This window comes from Terriglobales bacterium (assembly GCA_035651655.1).
In the GTDB taxonomy this organism is placed as follows: Bacteria; Acidobacteriota; Terriglobia; order Terriglobales; family Acidobacteriaceae; genus DASRFG01.
On sequence record DASRFG010000037.1, the window covers coordinates 78,715 to 103,798 of the forward strand.

The following is a 25,084-nucleotide window of genomic DNA, read 5'->3' on the forward strand; positions in this document are numbered from 1 at the left end:
TCTAGTGATGCGCGGGTATCGGTGTGGGATCGGTTTGCATGATGTAATCCTTAGCCGCGCCCGGAACACTGTATTCGTAGGGCCCGTGGTACACCACCGGGGTCTTTCCCCCAAAGTTGTCGTGCGGCGGAGGTGTGGCGGTTGTCCACTCCAGGGTGGTGGCTTCCCAAGGGTTGTCCGTGGCCTTCTCTCCCTTAAACATGCTGTAGAACAGATTGAAGATGAAGATCAGCTGCGCGGCAATGGTGATCACTGCTGCAAAAGTAATGAACTTGTGAACGGGAATGAGTGGCGCCAGAAACTTCAGTTCGGTAAATTGCGAGTAGCGCCGCGGATTTCCTGCCATCCCCAGGTAGTGCATCGGCATGAAGATCGCATACGTGCCGATGAACGTGAATACAAAATGGATGATGCCCATCGTGTTGTTCATCATCCTGCCGAACATCTTGGGGAACCAATAATACGTTCCGGCAAAAATTCCAAAGATCGCGGCCACTCCCATGATCAGGTGAAAGTGGCCGACCACGAAGTAGGTATCATGTAGCGGGATGTCAACCGCGGGCTGCGCCAGGAAAGGGCCGCTCAATCCACCGGAGACGAACAGCGAAACAAAACCGATGGCGAACAGCATTGGCGTGGTGAACCGTATTTTGCCCTGCCACAGAGTGCCCAGCCAATTAAAGGTCTTGATCGCTGAGGGCACTCCGATTGCCATGGTCATAACGGAAAACGCGAAGGCCGAGTACGGGCTCATGCCGCTCATGAACATGTGGTGTCCCCACACCATGAAGCCGAGCAGCCCGATGCCCAGGATTGCGTACACCATCGCACGATAACCAAAAATCGGCTTGCGCGAAAAAGTAGAAAGCAGCTGCGACGCCACACCCATGCCCGGCAGGATGGCGATGTAAACCTCGGGGTGGCCGAAGAACCAGAACAGGTGCTGCCACAACAGCGGTGACCCTCCGTTGTGCTTGACCAGATTGCCGCTTACGACTAAACCGCCAGGAACAAAAAAGCTGGTACCCAGATTGCGGTCCATCAGCATCAGGATGCCAGCCGCCAGCAACACTCCGAATGCTAACAATCCCAGAATTGCCGTCACGAACCATGCCCAGCAAGTGAGCGGCATCCGCATCAGCGTCATGCCCTTGGCCCGCAAGTCCAGAACCGTGGTGATGAAGTTGAGCGCGCCCATCAGTGACGCGCCGCAGAACAACGCGATGCTCACCAGCCATAGGTCCTCGCCCAAGCCTAGTCCCGGCCCGGCGCTAGGAAGCGCGCTCAAAGTGGCATAGTTCGTCCAGCCGGCAATCGGCGCGCCTCCCGACACGAAGAACGCTGCAATCAGCGCCACAAAGGCAAGAAATGTTGTCCAGAACGACAGCATGTTCAGGGTCGGGAAGGCCATATCCGGCGCACCGATCTGAATAGGCAGAAAGTAATTGCCGAATCCGCTCTGCGGCGCTGTCGTTAACACGAAGAAAACCATGATGGTGCCGTGCATGGTCAACAGCATCAGATAGGTTTCCGGTTTGATTTCACCAATTAGAGGAAAGCTGATGCCGGGAGCTATCAGGTGAATGCGCATCAGCAGAGAAAGGAACATTCCCACAACAACCGCCACCAGCGCCAGAAAGTAATACTGGATGCCGATAACTTTGTGGTCCAGGCTGAAAACGTATTTGCGTATAAATCCGGTCGGCGCCGCATGCGCGTGCGCTACTGTTCCGTGTGTCGTGCTTGAGCCGTGCGTATCCATTATTGCTTCTCCGCCAACTGAGCATCGAACCACTTAGTGAACTCTTCCTGGCTTACCACTTTCATCACGCCGTGCATCTTGTAGTGCCCCAGGCCGCACAACTCCGCACACGCGATTTCGTAATCGCCCGTCTCTTGGGGTTGGATGTGCATGTGGATCATCAGGCCGGGAACCGCGTCCTGCTTGAATCTCATCTGCGGAATGAAGAAGCTGTGGATCACGTCCTGAGCGCGCAGTGTGAGGTCAATTTCCTTGTTAACCGGCACGTAAAAAGTTCCGGTCACGAGATCGTCTTTGGAAGCTGGGTCCGAGTCATCGATGCCTAACGCGGCTGCACCCCCAGCAGAAGCGTCCACCAGCTCCGGACGGGTCTTCCCAAACTTGCCATCCGGTCCAGGGTAGCGGAAGTACCAGGCAAACTGCAGTCCGGTTACCTCCACCTGTAAAGCGCCAGGTTCAGCGGGATGGAAACGTTCCGCCGCCCAGATGGGACTGCCGACCAGGTTCAATCCAATGAACAGGATTGCCGTCAGTGCCGTCCATACCAGCTCCATAGTTGTATTGCCGTGCGAGTAGCTGACCTTGCTTGCCGCGCCGCGGTCACGATAACGCCACACGAATAGTCCCAGCGCGAGCTGGGCCGCCAAAAACACGATTGCCATGGCGATGAACGTGAGGTGCCACTGATGATCAATATAAGGAGCGCTTGCGGATATTGGGTGCGGCCACCAATCGCGTGCAACGAAGAAGTAGGAACTCGCAAAAGTGATCAGCCAGATAATGCAGAGGAGCGCGAGGCCCATCCCCTAGCCTCCATGACCGCAGATTTTTGCTGCTGGACTGCAATTTACCGCCCTCAATTTTAAAAAGGTTTGGGTCGGCTGAGAAGCATACCACAAGCTTTAGTGGCAAACGCAAGATGAGATTATGGCCGGACGATGTTGGTTAAATTGTGCTTCAGCCGTCCCTCCCGGACTCTCGTTCTGAGGTGCAAAGTTTCCCCCACTTCAGTGGCGGGTCAACAGCCCTCCCCGCGGCCGGCATCCAACTCTCTTTGTACCCGGTCAGTTCAGGTTGAGAGTGATTTTCGATCCAGGAGGAATTAATGGGGCGTAATCGGCGATTTTCGATCACCTTGCTTGCAATCTTCCTCGCCGGCTTGGTCGCGTGTGCCACGCACAACATCGTGCAGGCACCGACGGGTCGTTTTCAACTGCAACCTGGGTTCAACCAGTTCTCACCACAGCAGGACATCCAGCTAGGACAGCAAGCCGCCGCTGAAGTGAACCGCACCATGCCCATCCTGCCGGAGTCCAGCCCGGTGACCCAGTACGTTCAGCGAATTGGAAAAGAACTGGCGGCGCATGCTCCGGGGGACATCAAATGGCCGTTCAGCTTTCATGTAGTGAATCAGAAAGAAATCAACGCCTTTGCACTGCCCGGCGGCCCCATTTACATCAACCTCGGTACCATCCAGGCGGCAGATGATGAGGCGGAACTCGCCGGCGTAATCGCGCATGAAACATCGCACGTGGTACTTCGACACTCGACGCAGCAGGCCAGCAAAGCAGCAATTGCGCAATTGCCGCTGGCAGTGTTGGGCGGAGTGCTGCCGCAAGGAGCAGCAGGACAATTGGCTCGGCTGGGTATTTCCTTTGGCGCGCAATCCGTATTTCTGAAATATTCACGCGATGCCGAGCGCGAGGCCGACCTGCTGGGATCTCAAATCATGTACGACACCGGGTACGACCCGTACTCTATGGCCGAATTCTTCACCAAGCTGGAAAAGCAGGGCGGACCGGGCGCGCCTCAGTTCCTGAGCGACCACCCCAGTCCCGGCAATCGCGTGGAGGTAGTCAAAGAGGCGATCAGCAAATATCCCAAGAAAAATTATCGCAAGAACAGCGCCGAGTTCGAGCGAATCAAGTCGGTAGTGGCCAGCATGAAGCCGCTGACCGCGCAGCAGGTTGCGCAGTACCAGCAGCAGCACCAGCAACAGTCACAGGCCGCAATCAGCAACGTCAACCCCGCCGACATAATGCCCAGCAGCAGCTTCCAGACGCTCGATCACAGCGCGTTCCAGATTTCGTACCCTTCGAATTGGAAAGCCTTCGGCGATCAGAACACGAGCGTGACGATCGCGCCGGAAGCAGGTGTGAGCCAGAATGCAATTGCCTATGGTGTGGTGATCAGCGGCTTCAAGCCGCAGCAGGGCACACAGTCCATCGAACAGGCCACGCAGGAGCTGGTGCAGTTCCTGTTGCAGTCGAACCCGCAAATGAAAGTTGCCAGCCAGATGCAGACGATCAATGTTAACGGTGTGCAAGGCGACAACGTGACCTTGCTCGGGCCTTCGCCAATCCAGAGCGACAGTGGGACGCTAGCAGAGCGGGATCAGGTGGTAACTGTGCCGCGTCCGGACGGGAGCGTGCTGTTCCTGATTTTTATCGCGCCGCAACGCGACTTCGACAAGCTCACCCCCGCGTTCCAGCAGATGCTGCAGAGTCTGAGGGTGAAGTGAGAATGCTTCACCACGGGCGAAACATTTTAACCACAGAGGACACAGAGAACACAGAGAGATAAAACAAAGAAACTACTCACCACAAGGACACGAAGTTTCACGAAGGATTAACTGCGTTTGTGTTTTTTCGAAACAACCTCTGTGTACTCTGTGGCCTCTGTGGTTAAAGCTTTTTGATCTTGCTTGGTGAACCTTCGTCTGCTTTGTGGTGAGCAGATATCCACGTCTATAATCAGATCATTGAATGGCGATCAACACCAAAACAATTCCTCAGTTGCGCCTGGCTAAGCGCATGTCTCGGCTGGGCACCGAGACGGCTTTTGAAGTTCTTGTAAAGGCCCGCGCGCTGGAGAAGCAAGGCAAGAACATCGTCCACCTTGAGATCGGCGAGCCCGATTTCGATACTCCACCCAACATAGTTGAATCCGCTGTTGATGCCTTGCACAAAGGTTGGACGCATTACGGGCCTTCTGCTGGCCTACCAGAACTGCGTCAGGCGATTGCGGAAGATGTAAGCCGCAGCCGTCGCGTGCCGGTTACGGCCGAGGAAGTAGTCGTCGTCCCCGGCGGCAAGCCGATTATTTTCTTTTTGATTCTGGCGTTAGTTGAAGAGGGAGACGAAGTAATTTATCCCAATCCCGGCTTCCCGATTTACGAGTCCATGATCCATTTTATGGGCGCGAAAGCGGTGCCTATTCGCCTGCAGGAGGAACTCGATTTTCGCCTGGACGTGAACGAACTGGCTGACCTGATCACCGACCGAACCAAACTCATCATTCTTAATTCACCGCAAAATCCCACGGGCGGGGTGCTCAGCGAGCGCGACGTGCGCGACATTGCCGCTGCCATTGGCGATCGCGACATCATGGTGCTTTCGGACGAAATTTACAGCCGCCTGATCTTTGACGGCTCGCATCATTCGATAATTTCGCAGGACGGATTCAAAGAACGCACCGTGCTGCTCGACGGCTTCTCCAAAACTTATGCCATGACCGGCTGGCGAATGGGATATGGGGTGATGCGCGCCGACCTGGCCGCGCACATGGCGCGCCTGATGACGAACTCCAACTCCTGCACTGCGAGCTTCACCCAAGTCGCAGGGGTTGAGGCGGTGCGCGGCGATCAGTCATCCGTCGAGCACATGCGGCAGGAATTTCAGCATCGGCGCGACGTATTTGTGCAGGGTATCAACCGCATCCCCGGATTTTCCTGCCGGTTGCCTAAAGGTGCGTTCTACGCTTTCCCTAACATCAAGCGGACAGGCTGGGCTTCGAAGAAGCTGGCTGACGCGTTGCTCGAACAGGCTGGCGTGGCTTGCCTCTCCGGCACTGCCTTCGGCGATTTTGGCGAGGGCTATTTGCGCTTCAGCGTAGCCAACTCAATTGAGAATATCCAGAGCGCCCTGCAGCGGATCGAGCAGTGGAGCAAGAAAAATCTATAACTGCTGTGCCTTGCCAGCAGCACTGGAACTCTCCAACTGTGCGAGAATAATGGGATTCACTTTGCTCCGTGAGGTGCATATGGCAATCGCATGGCTAAGAGATGTGGATGCTGCTCTAGCGCAGGCCCGTCGCGACGGCAAACCCTTGCTCATTGATTTCAACGCTGCTCCGATGTGAGGGGCATGCGCTCGGCTGGATGCCGAGGTCTATCCTGATCCCCGGGTGGAGAGCTTTATTCGGGAGAACTTCATTCCCGTCAAAATTCACATCAAGGAACAGCCGCAAGTCTTCCAGCGGTTTGGCGCGCAATGGACGCCGACCATGGTAATTCTTGATTCCGACGGCACAGAGCGATACCGCTTTGAGGGGTACTTGCCGCCCGATGATTTCCTGGCGCAGCTCAAGTTGGGACTGGCGCACGCAGCATTTGCCCGCGAGCAGTGGCAGGAAGCGGAACGCCGTTACCGGGAAATTCTCGAACAGCTGCCCAACACCGATGCCGCCGCGGAGGCGCTCTACTGGGCGGGCGTTGCCCGATACAAAGCAACCGGTGACGCCTCGGCGCTGAAAGAAACCGCTCAGCAATTCCAGAAGAAATACAGCGGAAGCACCTGGGCGAAACGGGCTTCAGTCTGGGCGGCCTGATCCCGCGCTCACAAAAAAAAGGGCCCGGCCAAAGCCGGGCCTGAAGATCGAGTTAGCTAATCGGACGAGCTTGTTTAGCGCTTCGAAGCTCCGCCCCAATCACCGAACCGTACCACCACACCAGCGGAGACGCGGAAGTTGTTCTGCGTCGCGCTTGCGGTGCTCAAGGTGATTCCAGCAATCGTCGGCAGACCATGGCGGGTCATCAAGTAGTCCGCACCAGTCGTGATCCCGAAGTGCTTGCTGAAACCGTACTCAAGTCCGCCACCAATTGCGGTTGCGAAAGCACTGTTACTTCCGCTCACGCTTACCGAGCTTCCGGCAACTGAGGTCGTGCCCGACAAAGACATGCGATCCAGCCCGAAGAGCGCGTGAACGAATGGGTTCGCGCGTCCGGCGCCGAAGCTCATGCGCGGTCCGAACACAAACGTGTAGTGCTTCTCGGAAGCCGAAACACTGGCCAACAGGCCACCGCTGGTGACGCTAATGCTGTCGGTGTGCGAGAGTCCCGCCACGTTGCCTTCAATCCCGAACCAGTTGTTCAGGAATGCGGTCGCGCCGGTATTCCAGCCGTTTGCGTTTAGCCGGCCAGTGCTGCCCAAGCCGACGTTCTGGTCCATGCTTCCGTAGGTGTAACCACCTGTGAACTCTGATTTCGGAACCAGGCTCTGGCCCCAGGCTGTGGAAACCAGGACCGCCATCACTACAACGAGTCCTTTCAACTTCGACATTGTTGTTCTCCCCCGCGAAAAGTTTAAGTTTTTTGCAATGGAACTCGTGTAGTTTCGCGTTTTGGCGCGGACTTCGCCAGATTACCGACGTCACGCCAGCGTTAATAATGAACAAACTAGGAGCCTACTCGGTGGCACTAAAGTACTTGTACTTTCGCGTTGGATTCTCGCCGCGGAGCATGATCCGCCCTGCTACGCGATGTACCCCCCGCCATTCATTATTGTGTTCTCCAGTACAATGAAAACTTTTCCAGGTTTTTCTGGAAACGTGCTCCTGAAAGCGTGCTCCTGAAGAGGCTCATGCCAATCAAAAATGGTTTTCGCGTATTCGCTACCTGTGATATTGGGGAATCACTCGATCTGCTTCGCAATCGTGGGTACGAAGTTGAGGTCTATCCCGAGACTGAGCCGCCACCTAAGCAAGTGATCATCAAGAAAGTCCAGCAGGGAATTGATGGCCTTATCACCACCTTGCGCGATCCCATTGATGCCGAAGTCTTCGCAGCGGGAGAAGGCCATCTGAAGGTCGTCGCCCAGATCGCCGTCGGATTCGACAACATCAACCGGGCGGATGCCAACCGTTACAAAATCCCGTTTACCCACACCGCTGATGTGCTCACCGAAGCGACCGCCGAGTTTGCCTTTTTCATGGTTGGCGCCTTAGCTCGCAAGATGTGGAGCAGCGAGAAACTGGTGCGCGAGAAGAAATGGGGGGCCTGGCACCCCTATCTTCCGTTTCTCGGAGACGAGGTCACCGGCAAGACGATAGCCATTATCGGCACTGGCCGTATTGGGTTGGCGATGATCAAGAAGTGTGCCGGCTTCGACATGAACATTCTGTGCTACGACCCGGCATACCAGAACCACGATTATGTGCGGGCCATCCAGGAGACCATGGATCTTCGCCACCAGAGCAAGATTTCACCCGAGAAGAACTGGATCAAGTATGCGAGCTTTGACGAAGCAATCCGCGCGGCAGACTACGTTAGCGTCCATGTGCCGCTCTTGCGTGAAGGCGAAAGCGAGACGCCTACCTATCATCTATTTAACGAGACCAATTTTCGCAAGATGAAGCCCACCGCGTACCTGGTAAACACTTCTCGCGGTCCCGTGGTAGATGAAAAGGCGCTCTACCGCGCGCTCAAGGAGAATTGGATTGCAGGCGCGGCCCTCGATGTTTTTGAAAAAGAGCCGCTGCCCGACGACTCGCTTTTGCGCGATCCTGCCATCGCCGACCGCCTCCGCCTTTTTCATCATTTCGCCAGCGGCGCCAACATCACCCGTCTCTCAACTGACCCCCAGAAGGGCATGGCTGGCCGCACGGTGCAGGGCCTGATAGATGTTCTAGAAGGGAACTACGGCGGCGACGTTACCAAGATGCCCTACGTGGTAAACAAAGAGGCGTTCAAAAAGTAACGGGCCTCTGAACCATCAACTCTGGCTCAGAGACCCGCCCATTGCCTTCATTCCGCGGCGTCTACACCCCTCCGCGGTTCTTCACTTCCAACTCATTGATCACCTGCTGGACGTTAGGCACGCTGCTGGCGATCTGTTGTGCGGCAGCCTTATCGTCAGGGCTATCCACCGATCCACTGAGCGTGAGCACCCCGTTCTTCGACTTGAACTTAATCTTCTGGTCGTTCAGGTGGTTCGCAACCAGAGCCGCGTGGTAGTTCTTCTCGATTGCCGTATCAACGTCCTTGGAAATCGTTTTCGCCTGGGATTCCACCCCCACCGGCTCTACGGCGATCTCGTTCGCGATCACCCGCCCCGGTGCTGCCGCCTTGGCAACCTCGGCCGCCCGTACTTTGGCATCCTCAGAGTGTACTTTGCCGCCCAAGGTGATCAGGTTCTTGTCTTTGTCCTCATCAACTTTGACGTCCTTCAGATCAGCTTGCTCCAACGCCTTGGTGACGTTGTCCTTCATGTCTACGTTATTCGCCTGCTGGTTCTTGCTGCACGCCACACCAAACATCAGCAGCAGAACCGCAAGGGTTACCGTCAAACGTGATAAGCGCATGGTTGTCCTCCGAAATAAGCTTCCTGGAAACAGAGAATCTGATGCTGGTACATCACCGGAGGAGGGCTGAAACAATCAACGGAGGAGAGCTGCTGCCACGTGACCTTAACACCGCCACTTAGCACGCGGAGACGACGCCGGAAGATGCTCGCTGCAACTAACGTGCGCCCACAGCAGCAGCAACCATGGATTGGAAGATTTTTAGCCCTTGCGTTCCGCCCAGCTCAGCTTCGCTGGCGCGCTCGGGATGCGGCATCATGCCCAACACATTTCGTCGTTCGCTGCAAATGCCGGCAATGTTATCGAAGGAGCCGTTGGGATTGGCTTCGGCAGTGATCTCCCCGGCGGGAGTCGAGTAGCGGAACACTATGCGCTGCTCGCGTTGCAATTTTTCGAGTGTCTGCTGATCGCAGAAATAATTGCCTTCCATGTGGCCGATAGGGATCTGCAGCACTTCTCCCTGCTGGCACGCATTGCTGAAGGGAGTGTCTGTGGTTTCCACTCGCACATGGACGGGCTTGCACACGTATTTCAGGCCCACGTTCCTCATCAGCGCGCCCGGCAGCAGCCCGGACTCGCAAAGAATTTGAAAACCGTTGCAGATGCCGATCACCAGCCCGCCGCTTTCCGCAAATCGGCGCACCGATTCCATTACCGGCGAGAAGCGCGCGATCGCGCCGGTACGCAGGTAATCGCCATAAGCGAAGCCGCCGGGCACCACGATAGCGTCGCAATTTTCCAAGTCATGGGACTCGTGCCACAGAAAGGTAACCGGTTGCTTCGCCACCTGGGATAGCACCCAGTAAGCATCGTGATCGCAATTCGAACCGGGAAAAACCAGCACGCCAAATTTCATGGTGATTTGCCTCGAGTTTAGCACGGGTTGAAACCTGCGCATTCAGAGATATAATGGGCCGCCCTACGATCACGTGTCGCACTTAAGGTCGCGTAATGCTGTACCTTCCGATCTCCCGAAGTTGGGTCACCTCCCGAACAGCTGAACGCCTGTATTTGGCTTCTGCGTTGTTAGCCCTGATGTTTTCTGGCCTTTTGATGGGAGTTTCAACTGCCCTCAACGCCAGCGGCCAGACCAACTTCTCGAATGCGCCTCTCTTGGCGGCGGCGCTCAAGGTGGTGTTCTTTCCGACCATTCTCGGAGGGGCGGTGATTTGGGTAGCTATGTGGTATTTCTGGTTCGGGGTTGACCGTTCTCATTGGGCAAAAAGGGCAGTGTGGTTCGCCGCACTATTCTTTCTACCTCCATCGAGTTCTGCTCTGTACTACTTCCTCGTCTATCGCCGGTTGGTTTTGTCTGAGCGGGATCGAGAAGCACAACTCCGCAGCGCAGCGGCCTCTGCCAATTAGTGGAAACCTATAAAATTGGAAGAACTCAGCGGCTGCTGACTCAATGGATCTCCGCGACCACCTGCGCATCACCGGCACCGCCCTGCAGCGCTGGTTTATCGCTCAGAGCTACGATGCCCTGATCGTGGGCCTGCTGTGGTATATCGGTCTTCTAGTCATTCGCGTGCCGTTGGCTCCTTTCTGGGCGCTGCTCGGGGGCGCGCTGCAATTTGTCCCCAACATCGGACCGGTCTTGGGACTCATAGGCCCGGCATTCACGGCCATGATTTCGGGAGGATGGGAGCGCTCGCTTTATGTGTTGATCCTTTACGCTGTTATCGTCGTAGCTGACGGCCTGCTGCTCCAGCCCTTGCTTATGAAGCGCATGAACCGCGTGCCCATCTGGGCTTCGCTCTTTACTCCCATTGTTCTCGGAATCCTGATTCCGTTTTGGGGAGTGCTGCTGTCCGCGCCGCTGCTCGCCGTGCTCTACGCCTATAAAGCGCATAACGCGCGCAGCAGCTAATTGTCATTCCGAGCACCTGTTACGACCGCCGAAGCCGAATCCCTCGTGCTAACCTCTGTATCCTCTGTGCCCTCTGTGGTAAAAGTCTCGTTGTACTTAGCGAGGCATCGCTCTCGCCCAAACTGAGCCAAACTCCCAAAAACAGCATGCTATAATTCCTGTTTGCCTGCATAGATTCTGGGCATCTGTCGCCCGCTCGCGAATCCTTCGCACTTATAAGTTCATTAACGAGGTTCGACCATGTCTGGCCATTCCAAATGGGCCACAATCAAGCATAAAAAGGGCGCCCTGGACGCCAAGCGGGGCAAGATTTTCACCCGTCTCATCAGGGAAATAACCATGGCAGCCAAGGCCGCCGGTGGAGATGCCGACCACAATCCGCGTCTGCGTACCGCCATTGCTGCCGCCAAAGCCGAGAACATGCCGGCGGATAACATCAAACGTGCCGTGCAGCGCGGCACCGGCGAGCTGCCGGGAGCCACTTACGAGGAGTTCAATCTGGAGGGCTACGGTCCGGGCGGAGTAGCTGTCCTGGTGGAGCTCTCGAGCGACAACCGGAATCGCACCGTCAGTGAAATCCGCCACATGTTCACCAAACACAACGGTAATCTGGGCGAAGCGGGTTCGGTGTCCTGGATGTTCCATAAGAAGGGTGACATCAACATCCCCAAGTCCTTAGCTAAAGAAGACGACTTGATGAACATCGTGCTCGAGGCGGGCGCCGAGGACCTGAAGGAAGATGGCGAAAACTGGGAGATCCTGACCGACCCTCACAGTTACGAGCCCGTGCTCGAAGCGGTGAAGAAGGCAGGCATCAACCCCACTCATGCCGAAGTCGCCATGGTCCCCCAAAATTACATCAAGCTTGAGGGCCAGAACGCCACCCAGATGATTCGCCTGGTCGAGGCGTTGGAAGAACACGATGACGTCCAGCACGTCTATTCCAATTTCGACGTGGATCAGAAGCTGCTGGAAGAGGTCGCCACCTAAAGCTTTACTTCATGTGTACCTCCCCCCCGAGCTGCCCTTCGGCAGCTCTGATTATCTTGCCCTACTTTTTTGCTTCTTAACTAGCGCCGCAAGCATCTGATTTACTTCGGCTCCCGCTGATCGTTTGCGGCGCCGAAACCCCGAACGGTGCGGGTATGAAAGTCTCGGCGGCTGTTTCTTTTTTCGCCTTGTTTTTGCTTGGCGCTCAAGTGCTGCATGCGCAGGACCTTCCGGCTCCAGGTTCTCGGGAAATTTCTTTTTGGGTCAGCGGCGGCCGCGGCACCACCGGCAGCACCGCCAATTCCGGCGTCTTCTCTATCGGCGTTCGTTATGGCTGGATCCTGACCGCTCCACATGGACCCGGGCCATTGCGCGGCAGCTTTGAATACGCCGTAGACGTTTCTCCCTTATATTTTGTTGCCCAGCGCAAGAACTCAATTGGGGCAAACATTAACCCTGTTATCTTCAAGTGGAACTTTAATTCTCATGGGAGGATTGCTCCTTATGTCGAAATCAGCGGTGGAAGCCTCTACACCAACCATGAAGTCCCCTTCGGCACTTCGAATGTGAACTTTTCGCCGGGGGCGGCGGTCGGTCTGCAGTACCTCGGTCGCAAATGGAATCCCGTATTCGCGCTGCGCTACGTTCACATCTCCAATGCCGGACTCTCCGAGCCTAATCCCGGCATTAACACGGTGCAATTTCTGATCGGGCTCAATCACTTCCGCCGTCACTAACGCCTCCAGGTTGCAGCCACTGGCCTCGCCCTTTATCCTTCCTTCATGCCCACGCTGGTTGAATGTGTGCCCAATTTTTCGGAGGGGCGCGACAAAGCCAAAGTTGACGCCATCATCGAAGCGATGAAGGTGGAAGGCGTTTACCTGCTCGACCGCGAGATGGACGCAGACCATAACCGCTGCGTCATCACGTTGGTCGGCGATCGCGGGCCCATCCAGGAAGCCGCCATCCGCGGCGTAGGCAAAGCGGCCGAGCTAATTGATCTCAATCAGCACCAGGGCGCGCATCCACGCATGGGTGCCGCCGACGTGATTCCCTTCATTCCCATCGAGGGTGTCACCTTGGAGGATTGCGTGGCCATGGCGCGCCAGGTGGGGGAAGAGATTTGGAAGCGCTTCAAGATTCCCGTTTACCTGTACGAAGCTGCGGCCACTACGCCCGAGCGCCAGAACCTGGAGAATATCCGTCGCGGGCAGTTCGAAGGCATACGCCAGGAGATTGCCACCAATCCGGCGCGCCGCCCTGATTTCGGCGAGGCGCGCGTTCATCCGACCGCTGGCGCCACGGTTGTGGGCGCGCGCAAATTTCTTATCGCCTATAACGTCTATCTCAACACCAGTGATGTCGAGATCGCAAAGAAAGTCGCCAAGGCGGTGCGCTTCTCCTCCGGCGGCCTGCGATATGTGAAGGGAATGGGGGTGCCGGTGCGTGGTCTAGCCCAGGTTTCTATGAACCTCACCGACTTCGAACAAACCCCGATCGCGCGGGTTTTCGAGTACGTCAAGCGCGAGGCCGCACGTTATGGCGTGCAGCCGCTGAGCAGTGAGATCGTTGGCTTGATTCCGAAGAAAGCCTTGGAAAATGCAGCCGAGTGGTTTCTGCAGGTAGAGAATTTCGATTCGTCGCTGATTCTGGAGAATCGGCTCATCTCGGTCATGAACGGCAAGATGGCGGTCGGCGGGTTGCGCGCCGGAGTAGAGCCCTTCGTCGAGCAGTTGGCCGCGCCTACCGCCACTCCCGGAGGCGGCAGCGCATCGGCTGCCAGCGGCGCGATGGCCGCAGCGCTGGGGCACATGGTCGCCTCTATGTCACGCGGCAAGAAAAACTATCTTCAATATGAACGCGAACTCAGCGACGCCATTGCCCGCCTTTCCACTCTGCGCGAGGAGTTGAAGACCTCGATTGACGCCGATGCCGACTCATACAACGCCGTGGTGAAAGCTTATAAACAGGCCAAAGAGTCCGCCAATGGCGATGGCGCCATCACTCAGGCTCTAAAGGGCGCTACCAGCATTCCGTTGGGAGTGGCCGAACGCGCGCGTGAGGTAGCCCGCATTGTCGAGAGTCTGCGCCCCATCACTAACCCGAAAATGTCCTCCGACTTAACGGTCGCGCTTGCCCTCGCTAACGCTGCGGTTGAAGGCGCGCTCGCCAATGTTGAAATCAATCTGGAAGATCTTGCCGACAAGACATTCGTCCATGAGGTCCGCCAGAAAGTGTCCGCCGTCCGCGCCGCAGGCTCCATCTAATCGAACTCTCAGGCCTTTTTTTCTTTTTTCTCTGTGCCCTCTGTGTCCTCTGTGGTTAGAGCTTTTTCCTGCAATTGACACGTCCATACCTTCCGGATACGCTCCCCTGCGCGCACAATTTTCCAATCAGGAGCAGGTTATGTTGCCTCGTTTTATCCCTATTGTTTCCCTGATTTCCTTATCGCTCGCCTCCGCCGCCGCACAGCAGCTGTCGCGCGCCGACCAGCGCACCGCCGACGCCGCCATGAATAGCATCCGACCGGACGCAATCCGCGCTCACATGCGTTTTCTCTCGGACAGCTTGCTCGAGGGTCGAGGTACCGGCACCCGCGGCCACCAGATCGCGGCGCAATACGTTGCCACTGAATTGGAAGCGATAGGCGTGAAGCCTGCTGGCGTGAACGGTACCTGGTTCCAATCCGTACCGCTGCGCAAAATCACTCTGGCAACCGAGCAAACCTCTTACGAATTTGTGCGCGACGGCAAGGCGCAAGCTCTGCGCGAGGGCGAAGAATTCGCCACCTCCGGCGATGCTGTTTACACCGACACCAACGTGGATGCTGCCGTAGTTTTCGTTGGCTTTGGCGTGACCGCTCCTGACCAGCACTATGACGACTACGCCGGGGTTGATGTTCACGGAAAACTGGTGGCCATACTCTACGGCGCACCCGCGCGTTTTCCTTCTACCGAGCGCGCCTACTACTCCGATGGCGTCGTCAAGTCCCGCAATGCGGTCGCGCACGGCGCAATTGGCGTTCTCGCCATGATGACGCCGGAAGACCAGAAACGCTATGCGTGGAAGTGGATCGTCCCTCAGATCCGCCAAGGCGACATGCGCTGGCTGGATGTGAAAGGCGTGCCCGCCGACTCATTTCCCGAACTGCACGCCGGCGGTCTTCTCAGCCAGAGCGGCACCGACATGCTGTTCGCAGGCGCGCCTAAAACGTTTGCACAAGCATGTGCCGATGCCAACGCCAGCAAGTCCCAGGCTTTTCCGCTGGCGGTTACAGCGAAGATTCATACCGTGAGTCGTCACGAGCGCATCACCGCCCCTAATGTTATTGGCGTGCTCCGCGGCTCCGATCCCAAGTTGCGCGACCAGTACGTTGTTTATACCGCCCACACCGACCACCTCGGAATTTGTGATCCGGTAGAAGGTGATAATGTCTGCCACGGGGCGCTCGACAATGCCTCGGGAACCGCCGCCCTGCTCGAAATCGCGCATGCATTCACCACGCTTCCTCAGCCGCCCCGTCGCTCCATACTTTTTGTGTTTGTGACCGGCGAAGAAATGGGTCTGCTCGGCTCGGACTATTACGCGCACTTTCCCACCGTCCCCGCCGAGCAACTCGCCGCCAACGTAAACATTGATGGCGCTCCCGGCCTTCTGTTTCCTCTCAAAGACGTCGTGGCGCTGGGCGCCGAGCACTCCACTCTGGGTGGGGACGTCGAGGTTGCCGCCAGGCGAATGAACCTGGAAATCAGTCCCGACCCCATGCCGGAAGAGGTCTACTTTATCCGCAGCGACCAGTATTCATTCGTCCGCCAGGGTGTGCCCGCGGTAAACATCACCGAAGGTCTGAAGGCGGCCGATCCCAAGCTCGACGGGGCCGCCATCATGAAAAAGTGGAACACGACCATCTATCACACGCCCAAAGACAACATGGACCAGCCACTCAACTTCGATTCCGCCGCCAAGTCCACGCGGCTGAATTTTCTGGTTGGATATGAGGTCGCCCAGCAAGCGCAAAGACCTGCCTGGAATGTGGGCGACTTCTTCGGAGCCAAGTTTGCGAAATCCCGCTCCTCTGCGGCTGGCGGCGGCCAGTGAATGGACTGAGCAACCGACATTCTGCGGTCCATAAGCGACCGCGCACCGTCGCCTGACTGCGCTATGCCCGACCTGCTCTACCTTTCCCATCACGACATAGAGGCAATTGGCCTCGCCATGCCCGAGATCGTCGAGCTGGTGACATTGGCGCTCATCGACAAAGCGCATGGTCGAGTGGAGATGCCGCCCAAGCCGAGCGTTCATCCCCGGCCCGGTGCTCTTCTGCAAGCCATGCCAGCCTGGGTGCAGGGCGCGAAAGCTTGCGGGATCAAATGGGTTTACGCCTATCCGAGCAATAAGTCGTTGCGATTACCGACGGTCGGCGGATTGATTGTTCTGAACGATCCCGAGACCGGCTTGCCACAGGCAATACTCGACGCCAGCTGGATAACCGCTGCTCGCACCGGAGCAGCCACTGCGGCCGCCGCTCGTGTCCTTGCAAATCCCGAATCACAGACCCTCGGGATGTTAGGCGCAGGTCAGCAGGCGCGCGCCCATCTTGCCGCCTTGAAGCACGTTTTGCCCAATCTTCGTCGCGTGAAGGTGTACGCGCCCCATCGCGAAAGCCGCGAACGCTACCGCAAAGAGATGGAGAAGACCCACGGCGTTGCTGTCGAAGCCGTCGCTTCACCCGAGCTGGCTGTTCGTGACGCCGATGTGGTGGTCACCGCCGCGCCTTGGCCGAGCGCCGGAGGCCCGGCGCCCATTCGCGCGGAATGGCTCGCACCCGGCATTTTCGCCTGTCCCATAGACCACGACGCCAGCTTCTCCGCCGCTTCTGCTGCTGCTTTCGACCGCGCTTTTGCTGACGATGTTGCCACGTTTAATTACTATCGCGATCAAGGCAGCTTCCAGGCATGGCCAGACGCCTCTGAGCTGGCGCTCGCCATCGCGCGACTCTCTCCTGCTCGCACCCGCAGGCAGGACCGGGTTCTGCTGGTGAATCTTGGTCTGGGAATTTACGACGTCGTTGTCGCGGGGCGCCTGCTCGAGCGCGCAAGGGAACAGGGAATCGGGCGGAGTTTACCTGCTTAACCAGGGCTGGCTTCCGGTATTTAAAACCGAACCTCCCGCCGCAGGTTAGCTCTTTTCGCCCATGTTTTGTAGCGTCGTGTCAGGTGGTTCCGGCCTCGTCCCGGACGCCGGCGGCTGCGTCTCATTCTGCAGGTAGCGTCGTATATTGGCGATGTCCAGATCAATGGCCCGCATCTCTTCGTACATGTCGCGGACCTTTGCATTCAATTGATTACGTTTTTCCACTAGTTCTCGGATTTTGTCAGTTCGCGGATCGCCCGCGGTATCTTTTTGCCCCATGGTTCACCCCACTCAGAGAAGCCGCATTCGGAGAAGAAGATGCGCCCGGCAAGGCGCTGGATGGCCCAAGAAAAAAGGCGGCCGGGTTGCGGCCGCCTTCTCCTAACTCTTTCGAATTACGGAACTATACAGGTTGTACTTTGTCTGCCTGCCAGCCCTTGGGTCCCTTGATCACCTCAAATTGCACCGTCTGGCCCTCTTGCAGGCTGCGGAAGCCGCCCGCCTGGATGGCCGAGAAGTGCACAAATACGTCTTCACCGCTTTGACGGCTGATGAAGCCATAACCTTTGGCGTCGTTGAACCACTTTACTGTTCCTTGTTCCATAGTGTTGATTGTGTTTCCTTTCGAATTTTACGCTGGAAGGGAATCTGCTGCAGGCAGGTACAAGCTGATAAGCGAGAGCTGCAAGAACGGAATCGAATCTAACGCACCTCTATTGTACATGAATACAGCTCTTGAGGCGAACGCCTGAACCTACCACTGTGTGCTCTATGGTTAGAAACCAGCCTTACGTCGTGATCCTTGGTGCTTTGTGGTAAAGATTCTAGCTTTGCCAACATTGAACTCAGAGTTTCGCCAAACGACCTCAAAAAAATTCCCCCTGTGGCCTCTGTGGTTAAACCCTTCTTGTCCTTTTGTGGCAATGAACTCACGACGTAACGTGCAATCCGCACTCAGTCCTGGCGAAACCTGCCCAGCGTCCGTCGCGGAGATCCTCACCCGGTCGGACAGCTCGGGTGCAATGAGTGCAGCCAATGCTGGGAAAATTCTGCTCGTGCAGCGGGTTGTAAGGGACGTCATGAAGGCGAATGTACTCCCACACTTTTTCCGTGCTCCAATCGGCCAGCGGATTGATCTTCACCAGCCCGAACTTATCGTCCCAACTTATCTTCGCTGCGCTCGCCCTCGCCACCGTTTGGTCGCGGCGAATCGCGGTAATCCATGCCCGCAATGTGGCCAACTTTGACTTCAGAGGCAGGACCTTTCTTAGATCGCAGCACTGGTCGGGGTTTCGCTTCCATAGTGCTGGCCCATGTTTCGCGGCCTGTTGTTCCGCCGTAAGTTCCGAATACACGCGCTCAACCTTGATCAAATACCGCTCCTCGATCCTGTCCACCAATTGATATGTCTCGGGAAACAGAAACTCAGTGTCCAGCGTGAACACGCGAAAATCCGGTCGCGCCCGAGACGCCATGTCAATCAGGGCCACTCCTTCGGCGCCAAATCCGGATGCCATTGCCACGCTGTTGCCAAATGTTTCGAATGCCCAGCGCAGTACCTGATCGGGTGTCCACTTCTCCGCCAAGGCTTCGATCTTTGCCAGTTCTTCTTTCATGATTCGACCTTAATCTCCAGCCAGCGATGCTGCATTTTCGAGAGCAGCCACTCTTTGACCAATCAGCAACTCCGACAAACTCTCGCCGACTCTTCGCTGCTGCTTTGCTAGCCGCACCACCTCACCTACAATCAAAACCGTCGGCGCCGACGCCGACATCGAAGCCATCGGCAGCTCACGCACGCTGGTCAAGAGCGTCCTCTCCTCCGAGGTTGTGGCCCCGGATACAAGTGCGCAAGGCGTCTCCGCCTTCACCCCGGCGGCCATTAACTTTTCGGCTAAATCGTGGTAATCAGAGCCTGGCATGTAGATCACGAGCGTCGCGCCGGATGCGGTTAGGGCCCGCCACTGCTTGGCATCGTGCGTGTCAGCGCTGTGCCCTGTGATGAAGACCAAGGCCGAAGAAATATTGCGGTGGGTGAGCGGAATCTGCGCGCCCGCCCCGGCGCCCAATGCAGCGGTTACTCCGGGGACAATTTCAACCTCAACGCCAGCTTTGCGCAGAGCTTCGATTTCCTCGCCACCACGGCCGAAGATAAGTGGATCGCCGCCTTTGAGCCGCACCACTTGCAATCCCGCGGCAGCGTAGGTCACCAGCAGGGAATTGATCCCCTCCTGCGTAATGGTTTGCCTGCCGCAGCGTTTGCCCACACTGCGCACCAGTGCCGACGCTGAGGCCAAACTTAATATCTCTCGCCCGACCAACTCATCGTGCAGCACAACATCTGCCGCTCTTAGAATCCTCAGCGCCTTAAAAGTGAGTAGCTCGGGATCGCCCGGCCCAGCCCCCACCAGATAAACCTTGCCTTTCGTATTCGCGCTCATCGACGCACCTTTCTCTTGCCAGGCTGTGCCCCGGATCCGATGCTGCGTTTAAAAGATTCCCGGCTGGCAAGCAGGTGCAAGCGCCGGCGTCTCTGTTCAGGATCCAGATCGGCCGCCAGCAATTTCCGTCTCGTCTCGCCCAATTCGCTCACCCAGCCCGCGTACTCCTCCCCGTATTGCTCTTCAAGCTCCGCTCTCAGCCTCTGAGCCAGGGCCGGACTTTCCCCTCCGGTCGAGATCGCAATCTGCAGCCGTCCGCGGCGGACCACTGCCGGATAATAGAAATCACAGTGCTCAGGGTCGTCCACGTTGTTGCACAAAACTTCGCGACGGCGCGCCTCTGCATAAATGCGGTGGTTCACTTCATCTGAATCGGTCGCGGCAATCACCAGAAATTGCCCTTCTAGATCGCCTGGCCGGAAGGCCCGCAGCTCGCAGACAATCGAACCTTCTCGCGCCCACTGGCTCACTCGCTCGTTCACGTCCAACGCGATCACGCGCACCGTAGCGCCCGCCTGCAGCAAGCTTTGGATTTTTGGTTCGGCAACCTTGCCCCCGCCCACCACCAGGCACCACCGCCCCGTCAGCTTCATAAACATTGGGAAAAGCTCCATAGACTCCTTCCACACCCGAAGACCGTCAGCCTTAACCTTCCGCTCCGTGCGGCACCCGTCCCGGAGACTGGTCGCGCGCAGCCGCCTCGACCACGTCGCCCGCCAGAAATTCCCGCAGATCCTCTTCGTTGTGCCGCGCGAAAAATCGCCGCAGGTTCTCCCCCGGGAACTTGTAGTCGAGATATCGCCGCAGTAAGCGCTCGATCGCGTCCGGCACTTCGGCAGCAACACACCGATATCCAACTGGACGCGCCACCGCCGCGTTTTCTCCAACCGCGCCGCCCAGGCAGAAGTAGTACGCATCCACCAGCTGGTCACCATGCTTGATTTTTTTGCCCTCAATACCGATGTCCGCGATCCAGTGCTGTCCGCAACTGTTCGGGCATCCGGTCACGTGCAGCTTCAAATGCTGCTCGAAACCGGGAAGCCTCTCTTCCAGTTCCTGCACCAGCCATCGCGAAAAACTCTTCGTCTCCGTCAAAGCGAGTTTGCAGAATTCACTGCCGGTGCACGCAATGGCTCCCCGCCAGAATGGCGACGCACTCACCGGCAGTCCTATTGCTTCCAGCTCTTTCGCCAGCTGCGCCGCGTTCTGCTGCGGGACATTCACCACCACCAGGTTCTGCATATTGGTGGTCCGCAGATCACCGTCGGCGTACTGGTCTGCCAAGTCGGCAGCCGCGCGCATTTGCTCAGCCGTGATCCGTCCCCGCAACACTGCCGCGCCGACGTATGCCAGTCCCGAATGTTTCTGCGGATGAATGCCGACGTGGTCGCGATAAACATCCTGCGGCGCTTGCTCAGGAACAGCCGCGCTCAGCCGGAACCCGATTCGCCGCTCCAGTTCCTCCTGGAAACTTTCAGCCGTCCATCCGTGGCGTAGAAAAAGAAATTTCAGCCGCGCCCGACTGCGGTTTTCCCGAAGCACTTCGCTTTCGCGGAACAATTCGGCGATGCCCTTCACCACCGGCAACACTTGCTTCCACCCGACCAGCGCATTCAGGCGCACTCCCAGATGCGGATCGGTCGAGAGCCCGCCGCCTACTCGCACTGAAAAACCCACATCGCTGGTGCCGTTCTGCCGCCGGCTCACCGCGGCGATGCCCACGTCGTTAATCTCCGGATAGCTGCACCAAACCCGACAACCGCTGATCGAAATCTTTAATTTGCGGGGAAGATTGTAGAAATCGGCATTGCCCGCCAGGAAATCGTTCACTTGCATCGCCAAGGGTGAAGCATCGCAAATCTCGTCGGCATCTACACCGGCGAGCGGGCATCCGGTGACGTTGCGCGTCACATCACCGCAGGCAGAGAGCGTCGTAAGCCCCGATCGCACCAGCGCATCCAGCATTTCCGGCAGCGCCTCGATGGTGACCCAATGCAATTGAATGTTTTGCCGTACCGTGAGATCAGCAACTCCGCGGGCATAGCGCTGCGTTATATCGGCAATCGTCCGTAGTTGATCGGAGAGCAGCAGCCCGTTAGGAATCCGGATGCGCACCATGAAGTAGGGAACCGCTCGCCCCTCGCGCCCCTGTCCGCTAAGGACGCCCATTCCATCGCCCTGGGTATAGATCCCCCACCAACGGAAATAAGTCGTCAGCCATTCCGGCGGGATCGCGTCATATCCTTCGCGCGCGAAGCGTCGAATATCGTCCAGGCACTCCCACGGGTTCTTTTCCCGCTTCAGCCGCTCGGCGCGTTGTGCCTTCGTCTCTTTTGCTGCGTCGTTCATTCGATAGCTTCCCAACCGCAAACTCGTGCAAAAACAAAAAACCCACCGCCAGTCTCTGCTGGCGATGGGGTATAAGTGCGGAATTCAGAAAATCTTTAGATCAGAGCCGCCTCCCATTGCCAGAGAGCACACCCGTACAACAGCTCATACAACACTGACAACGGGTCTGGCAGGCAGCTAACATGAAGTTGAAATTCTATGTTCGCGAACGGTAACCGTCAACAAACCTCGTACGCATCATCTGATTAGTCTGGATTGACCGGCGCATCAATTTATTTTCAGTCCAATAACATCTGTTACATCTCGGCAATACTGACCGATGCAACTCTACTCTGCGGGGTCCCCACTCTTCAGGGTGCTCGGCTCAAGCTTTGCCCGGGCGGGGACTTTGCACTAACTGGATCGTTACAACCCCTAATACTTCCAGCTCTTCACATCTGCTTCCTTCGGCGCGGTCTTCTCCATGTGCTCTACCATCTCCGGCAAAACCCGCTGCGTGGTAGTCAGATTATTCACCTTCTGGTTGGGATCGGAGCCTCCGGTGTAGCAATGTGGACGGCGCATGCCGAAGTCGAATGTCCCGTGATAATAGGGATCGTTTGTGTTCTCTAAAAAGTCATGCAATAGGTGAGTAGCCCGATCCAAATAATAAGTGTCTGCCTCGCCCACGTAAAAATGCATTTTGCCAGCCAACTTCGGGCCTAACGTCTTCCAGTCGCGCTGCAGAATATGGCTGAGGTCGTAGTGATCTCTCCAGTACGCCGCAACTTCATGGTCAATTTTGCCCGTGCGCTGGTCATAAATCTCCTTAGGATAACCGTCGTCGCCAGCCGGACTGAACACCGCCTGCCATATGTCAAACTGGTCGCCGGAGCGGCTTTTCGTACCCAGCACCAGTTCGTAGCGATTGTTCTGTTCCATCGTGGAGAGCACCAGCCCGTCGGGTTTGCGGGCTCCCGGACGTTCCACGCGTCCGTACGGCCCCTCAACGAAATAAGCATTCTCGTCATCGTACAGATTAGTAGTGACGTACGCGCGAAAGTCCACCACGTCGGGACAGAACACCCAAGCGCCGTTGTAAAAATCCGGGTAGAAAACCTGCGAGCTCAACGCCTCCCATCCTCCGGTAGAGCCGCCGAATACCGCCCTTGCCCACCCTTGGCCTATGGCACGAAACTTCTGCTCGATGTATGGAATCAGCTCCTGCGTGATCGCGTCGCCATACGGTCCCAGGTTGGCCGAGTTCACCGCGTACGAGTCATCGAAGTACGGATTCGCATGTTGGATTTGCAGGATGATTACTCGCGGCAATCTTCCCGCCGTCCAATCCTGAAAGAACTTGTAACCATACTTCGCGGCCAACTGCGCCTCTGGATCTTTGATCCCCGCCGGCGGTGGTTGCGTGCGAAACGGCGCGAACTCAGAGATGTCGCGATGAAAATGGGTCTGCTGCACTACCAGCGGATATCGCGCATTGGGATGCTCCTCCCACCCTTCCGGCAACAGCACGATAGCGCCTAGATACATCGGCCGCCCCCAGAATTGCGAGAGCAGCTTGCTCTGAATGCGCAGATGCTTCACCCATTTATTGTCAACGATCGGTTCCTCGGGCAGTTTGACCCACCCATCCAAAATTGCATACACGTCCTGCGCTTCCTCTTCAACCGGTGGGATTTTTTCGCTCAGCGTGATGCGCACCATCTGGGCGGAATTGGGATCGAGATGCACCTTCAGCGGCCTGCTATATAAGTTGCCCGGCTTCACTTGCCAATGCTGGCCTTCGCCTTTGTCCGGCGGCAGCTTTACCGTGTGCCCGTTCGCAAGGTGAAACGTCTCGTAAATGTTGATTAGGCCCTGTACCCAGTAATCGCCTGCCGGTACTTTGTTGAGGCTCTCTGCTGGATATCCGAGCGTAGACGAGTCCACCACCGCGGCAGTTCCGGGGGCAAGACCTTCTACATCCACCCCAAACATCTGCTGCGACTCCACCGGATTCTCGCCGCTGATCTGAAATCGCGGCTGCGCCCGGTCATTATTGGAGATCAGCAACAAGATACGGCCATCGAGGGGCGTCGCATTCGCTTGCCTGGGGAAAGAGATTTCAAATCGCAGCCCAGTTCCGGCCGCGGCAGTTTGAGCCGTAGCAAGCACGTTCCCGCCGAGCACAACCAGGACCGTCACCAACAGCAGCCTTGCGGGGATAACCCGGAGTCTCATGGATCACCTGTCGGAAAATGGTGTCCATGTGTAATTGCCAGTCGAAGAAATGTCAAGGCAGCAGGGGAGATGGCAGCCGGCATCGACCACCGTGTCTGGTGTTATCATCCAGCTCAGATGAGAAACAAGCCTTTACTCTCTTTGGTCGCCATTCTCGCCGCATTTCTTCCCGCCGCCGCGCAACGCGCCCCATCGGCAAAGGCCGTGCAGCGCATCCAAAAGCAGGTGCGGCATGAAATCCTGATGCTGCCCTATTTCGACGTGTTCGACAATATCGCCTACAAGGTTGATGGCTACAACGTAACCCTATTGGGCGCCGTGACCCGCCCGACTCTGAAGTCGGATGCAGAACACGCTGTCAAGAAGATTGAAGGTGTCGAGCAGGTCATCAACAAAATCGAGGTGCTTCCCCCATCTCCCGCGGACGATAGCTTGCGGCGTACCCTTTATCGCGCTATCTATGGCTACCCGTCCCTGCAACGTTACGCCCTGCCCCCGGTTAAACCAATTCGCATCATCGTTAAGAATGGCAACGTAGATCTGCAAGGCGTAGTGGACAGTAAGGCCGACAAGAACCTGGTTTACATCCGCGCCCGCGGTGTTCCCGGCATCTTCTCCGTGACTAACAATCTGGTAGTTGCGAAATAATACGGGAACTGTTTACACGTCGTCTTATTACTAATTTGTTACTGGAGCCGCACCCAACCTAAAGGTGCATGTTGTCGGGCATAAACAACAGGGCTGAAGTCCGCGTCCCTTCGCGGTTCTGAAGCACCCACCTGCGGGCAACAAGCACGTGACCACTTAGTCCGGGCATCTCCGCTCCCAAGCAGCAGCATCTCTCCTCTCGGCGTACGTCTCTCTTGACGCGCCGCCATACCTGAGGTCGAACCTTGAAGATCCTTCGAACATTGTGCAGTCTGAGCATAATAATCGCTATTTCCAGCTGTTCCGGGGTTAAGG

At 56.9% G+C, this 25,084-nt stretch carries 25 protein-coding genes; 13 read left to right on the forward strand and 12 right to left on the reverse strand.

Annotated features, from left to right (window positions below; genetic code table 11):
- Window position 1 precedes the first annotated feature (1 nt).
- Window positions 2–1,762, reverse strand: coding sequence for a cbb3-type cytochrome c oxidase subunit I (locus tag VFA76_17595; GenBank protein ID HZR33663.1), 1,761 nt, complete (start codon window positions 1,760–1,762; stop codon window positions 2–4).
- On the reverse strand, window positions 1,762–2,565 hold the full coding sequence (gene coxB, locus VFA76_17600; protein HZR33664.1) for a cytochrome c oxidase subunit II: 804 nt from the start codon (window positions 2,563–2,565) through the stop codon (window positions 1,762–1,764). Before coxB ends, VFA76_17595 begins: the two co-directional genes overlap by 1 nt.
- 302 nt (window positions 2,566–2,867) lie before the next feature.
- On the opposite strand from coxB, the gene VFA76_17605 reads away from it, so the two are divergent.
- From VFA76_17605 to VFA76_17620, 4 genes are all read left to right on the forward strand, one after another.
- Window positions 2,868–4,283 (forward strand): M48 family metallopeptidase, encoded by a 1,416-nt coding sequence (locus VFA76_17605; protein HZR33665.1) that lies wholly within the window; start codon window positions 2,868–2,870, stop codon window positions 4,281–4,283.
- 244 nt (window positions 4,284–4,527) lie between these two features.
- Window positions 4,528–5,724 carry a pyridoxal phosphate-dependent aminotransferase gene (locus VFA76_17610; protein ID HZR33666.1) on the forward strand — a complete coding sequence of 399 codons (1,197 nt, stop codon included), beginning with the start codon at window positions 4,528–4,530 and terminating at the stop codon, window positions 5,722–5,724.
- Between the two features lie 79 nt (window positions 5,725–5,803).
- Window positions 5,804–5,902: a thioredoxin family protein gene (locus tag VFA76_17615; GenBank protein HZR33667.1), complete on the forward strand. Its 99-nt coding sequence runs from the start codon at window positions 5,804–5,806 to the stop codon at window positions 5,900–5,902.
- A 15-nt stretch (window positions 5,903–5,917) separates the two neighbouring features.
- Window positions 5,918–6,370 (forward strand): thioredoxin fold domain-containing protein, encoded by a 453-nt coding sequence (locus tag VFA76_17620; protein HZR33668.1) that lies wholly within the window; start codon window positions 5,918–5,920, stop codon window positions 6,368–6,370.
- Window positions 6,371–6,444: 74 nt separating this feature from the next.
- On the opposite strand, the gene VFA76_17625 is transcribed toward VFA76_17620, so the two are convergent.
- On the reverse strand, window positions 6,445–7,101 hold the full coding sequence (locus VFA76_17625) for an outer membrane beta-barrel protein (GenBank protein HZR33669.1): 657 nt from the start codon (window positions 7,099–7,101) through the stop codon (window positions 6,445–6,447).
- A 300-nt stretch (window positions 7,102–7,401) separates the two neighbouring features.
- On the opposite strand from VFA76_17625, the gene VFA76_17630 reads away from it, so the two are divergent.
- Window positions 7,402–8,517, forward strand: a complete 1,116-nt coding sequence (locus VFA76_17630) for a D-glycerate dehydrogenase (protein HZR33670.1) — start codon at window positions 7,402–7,404, stop codon at window positions 8,515–8,517.
- 61 nt (window positions 8,518–8,578) lie between these two features.
- Here VFA76_17630 and VFA76_17635 read toward each other — a convergent pair whose 3' ends face one another.
- Window positions 8,579–9,121 (reverse strand): BON domain-containing protein, encoded by a 543-nt coding sequence (locus VFA76_17635; protein ID HZR33671.1) that lies wholly within the window; start codon window positions 9,119–9,121, stop codon window positions 8,579–8,581.
- Between the two features lie 157 nt (window positions 9,122–9,278).
- On the reverse strand, window positions 9,279–9,977 hold the full coding sequence (gene purQ, locus VFA76_17640) for a phosphoribosylformylglycinamidine synthase subunit PurQ (GenBank protein HZR33672.1): 699 nt from the start codon (window positions 9,975–9,977) through the stop codon (window positions 9,279–9,281).
- 179 nt (window positions 9,978–10,156) lie between these two features.
- Between purQ and VFA76_17645 the strand changes: the two genes are divergently transcribed.
- The 7 genes from VFA76_17645 to VFA76_17675 all read left to right on the forward strand — a co-directional run bounded on the left by VFA76_17645 (window position 10,157) and on the right by VFA76_17675 (window position 17,114).
- Complete coding sequence (locus tag VFA76_17645; protein HZR33673.1) at window positions 10,157–10,486, forward strand: hypothetical protein; 330 nt, start codon at window positions 10,157–10,159, stop codon at window positions 10,484–10,486.
- Window positions 10,487–10,529: 43 nt separating this feature from the next.
- Complete coding sequence (locus VFA76_17650) at window positions 10,530–10,991, forward strand: AI-2E family transporter (GenBank protein ID HZR33674.1); 462 nt, start codon at window positions 10,530–10,532, stop codon at window positions 10,989–10,991.
- A gap of 240 nt (window positions 10,992–11,231) precedes the next feature.
- Window positions 11,232–11,981 carry a YebC/PmpR family DNA-binding transcriptional regulator gene (locus VFA76_17655; GenBank protein HZR33675.1) on the forward strand — a complete coding sequence of 250 codons (750 nt, stop codon included), beginning with the start codon at window positions 11,232–11,234 and terminating at the stop codon, window positions 11,979–11,981.
- A 155-nt stretch (window positions 11,982–12,136) separates the two neighbouring features.
- Window positions 12,137–12,718 carry an acyloxyacyl hydrolase gene (locus VFA76_17660; protein ID HZR33676.1) on the forward strand — a complete coding sequence of 194 codons (582 nt, stop codon included), beginning with the start codon at window positions 12,137–12,139 and terminating at the stop codon, window positions 12,716–12,718.
- Between the two features lie 45 nt (window positions 12,719–12,763).
- Window positions 12,764–14,248 carry a glutamate formimidoyltransferase gene (gene ftcD, locus VFA76_17665; GenBank protein ID HZR33677.1) on the forward strand — a complete coding sequence of 495 codons (1,485 nt, stop codon included), beginning with the start codon at window positions 12,764–12,766 and terminating at the stop codon, window positions 14,246–14,248.
- Window positions 14,249–14,387: 139 nt separating this feature from the next.
- Window positions 14,388–16,079, forward strand: a complete 1,692-nt coding sequence (locus VFA76_17670; GenBank protein HZR33678.1) for a M28 family metallopeptidase — start codon at window positions 14,388–14,390, stop codon at window positions 16,077–16,079.
- Between the two features lie 63 nt (window positions 16,080–16,142).
- A complete protein-coding gene (locus VFA76_17675) occupies window positions 16,143–17,114 on the forward strand; it encodes a hypothetical protein (GenBank protein HZR33679.1) in 972 nt (323 codons plus the stop codon).
- A 45-nt stretch (window positions 17,115–17,159) separates the two neighbouring features.
- Here the strand turns inward: VFA76_17675 and VFA76_17680 are convergent, their stop codons facing one another.
- From VFA76_17680 to VFA76_17710, 7 genes are all read right to left on the reverse strand, one after another.
- Complete coding sequence (locus VFA76_17680) at window positions 17,160–17,393, reverse strand: hypothetical protein (protein HZR33680.1); 234 nt, start codon at window positions 17,391–17,393, stop codon at window positions 17,160–17,162.
- Window positions 17,394–17,517: 124 nt separating this feature from the next.
- Window positions 17,518–17,718, reverse strand: a complete 201-nt coding sequence (locus VFA76_17685; protein ID HZR33681.1) for a cold-shock protein — start codon at window positions 17,716–17,718, stop codon at window positions 17,518–17,520.
- A 325-nt stretch (window positions 17,719–18,043) separates the two neighbouring features.
- Window positions 18,044–18,730, reverse strand: coding sequence for a phosphoadenylyl-sulfate reductase (locus tag VFA76_17690; protein HZR33682.1), 687 nt, complete (start codon window positions 18,728–18,730; stop codon window positions 18,044–18,046).
- A 9-nt stretch (window positions 18,731–18,739) separates the two neighbouring features.
- Complete coding sequence (cobA, locus tag VFA76_17695; GenBank protein HZR33683.1) at window positions 18,740–19,555, reverse strand: uroporphyrinogen-III C-methyltransferase; 816 nt, start codon at window positions 19,553–19,555, stop codon at window positions 18,740–18,742.
- Window positions 19,552–20,169: a bifunctional precorrin-2 dehydrogenase/sirohydrochlorin ferrochelatase gene (locus tag VFA76_17700; protein ID HZR33684.1), complete on the reverse strand. Its 618-nt coding sequence runs from the start codon at window positions 20,167–20,169 to the stop codon at window positions 19,552–19,554. Before VFA76_17700 ends, cobA begins: the two co-directional genes overlap by 4 nt.
- Window positions 20,170–20,200: 31 nt before the next feature.
- The gene (locus tag VFA76_17705) at window positions 20,201–21,904 is read right to left on the reverse strand and encodes a nitrite/sulfite reductase (GenBank protein ID HZR33685.1); all 1,704 of its coding nucleotides are present in this window, start codon (window positions 21,902–21,904) and stop codon (window positions 20,201–20,203) included.
- 414 nt (window positions 21,905–22,318) lie between these two features.
- The gene (locus tag VFA76_17710) at window positions 22,319–24,121 is read right to left on the reverse strand and encodes an alpha/beta hydrolase-fold protein (protein ID HZR33686.1); all 1,803 of its coding nucleotides are present in this window, start codon (window positions 24,119–24,121) and stop codon (window positions 22,319–22,321) included.
- A gap of 117 nt (window positions 24,122–24,238) precedes the next feature.
- On the opposite strand from VFA76_17710, the gene VFA76_17715 reads away from it, so the two are divergent.
- The gene (locus VFA76_17715; protein HZR33687.1) at window positions 24,239–24,769 is read left to right on the forward strand and encodes a BON domain-containing protein; all 531 of its coding nucleotides are present in this window, start codon (window positions 24,239–24,241) and stop codon (window positions 24,767–24,769) included.
- Window positions 24,770–25,084: the final 315 nt, after the last annotated feature.